A 1211-nucleotide genomic window follows, 5' to 3' on the forward strand; every position below is an offset into this window, starting at 1 on the left:
GGGGGCGCAATATCTCCCTGCTGCCGCCCCAGCAGCGCGATTTTGGCATCGTGTTTCAGTCCTATGCCCTCTTCCCCAACCTGACGGTGGCCCAGAACATCGCCTTCGGCCTTGAGAATCAGGGGCTGGCGCGGGATCTTATCAAGGCGCGGGTCGATCACTGGCTGGGGCTGGTGGATCTCACTGCCCAATCCCACAAATACCCGAGCCAGATCTCCGGCGGCCAGCAGCAGCGAGTGGCGCTGGCCCGGGCACTAGCCCTCTCCCCCGGCCTGCTGCTACTGGACGAACCGCTCAGCGCGCTGGATGCGCTGGTGCGCACCCACCTTCGCAGCGAGATCCGCGCCCTGCAGCAGCGCCTTGGCATCACCACCATCATGGTGACCCACGATCAGGAAGAGGCGCTGACCATGGCCGATCGCATCGTGGTGATGGAGGGCGGCCGCATCGTACAGGTGGGCACCCCGCAGGAGATCTACCACCAGCCTGCCAGCCGCTTCGTGGCTAGCTTTGTCGGCACCATGAACTTCCTCGACACCCTGGTGCTTAGCCCCACTCAGGTGCGCCTTAACGAACAACCGCTGACACTCGCCAACCGGGCAGTGGCGGGCAGCAAATTGCAGGTGGCGATCCGCCCCGAGGCGATCACGCTAAGTGCGCCGAGCGAGCCTTATCTTGGCCAGCACGGCATCGAAGCACAGATCGATCAGGTGGAGTTTCTCGGCGCCGCCCAGCGCCTGATCTGCACCGCCGACACCTATCTGGGCCCGCAGCAAATTCTGGTGGAGCGTCCGACCCACGAGCAGCCCAACCGCGAACAGGGTGGCTGGCGCAGCGGCATGCGCTGCTCGCTGCACTGGCCCGCCGGAGCGATGCAGCTGTTTGAAGGAGAGCGCCCATGACAGCCCCCTTCACGAACTCCTCCCTGCTGCCACCAGCGACAGCCCGCCAAGACGCACGCTGGCAGCGGCTGCGTCGTGGCTGGAGTCGGGATCAGCTGCTGCAACTGATCCTGCTTCTGCTAGGTATTGCCCTGCTCACTGGCGGTCTGCTACTACCACTGCTCACCATGCTGCAAAAGAGCCTGCAGGATGAGAACGGCCTCTGGGTGGGCCTTGCCAACTTCAGCGCCTACTTCGACTCCCCTCATTTGGGCCGCACCATAGGCAACACCCTCTGGCTCGGGGTGCTGATCACCGCGCTGGTGGTGA

1 protein-coding gene and 1 pseudogene are annotated in these 1211 nt (G+C 64.5%); both read left to right on the forward strand.

Going from position 1 to position 1211, the window contains the following annotated elements:
• Positions 1-902: ATP-binding cassette domain-containing protein (locus tag AACS18_RS13310; RefSeq protein WP_108612470.1), on the forward strand; the 902-nt coding region annotated here is incomplete at its 5' end.
• Positions 899-1211: pseudogene (locus AACS18_RS13315) on the forward strand (putative 2-aminoethylphosphonate ABC transporter permease subunit); the annotation flags it as partial. The gene AACS18_RS13310 and the pseudogene AACS18_RS13315, both read left to right, overlap by 4 nt.

This window comes from Aeromonas sp. HMWF015 (assembly GCF_963878965.1).
Classification (GTDB): Bacteria; Pseudomonadota; Gammaproteobacteria; order Enterobacterales; family Aeromonadaceae; genus Aeromonas; species Aeromonas veronii.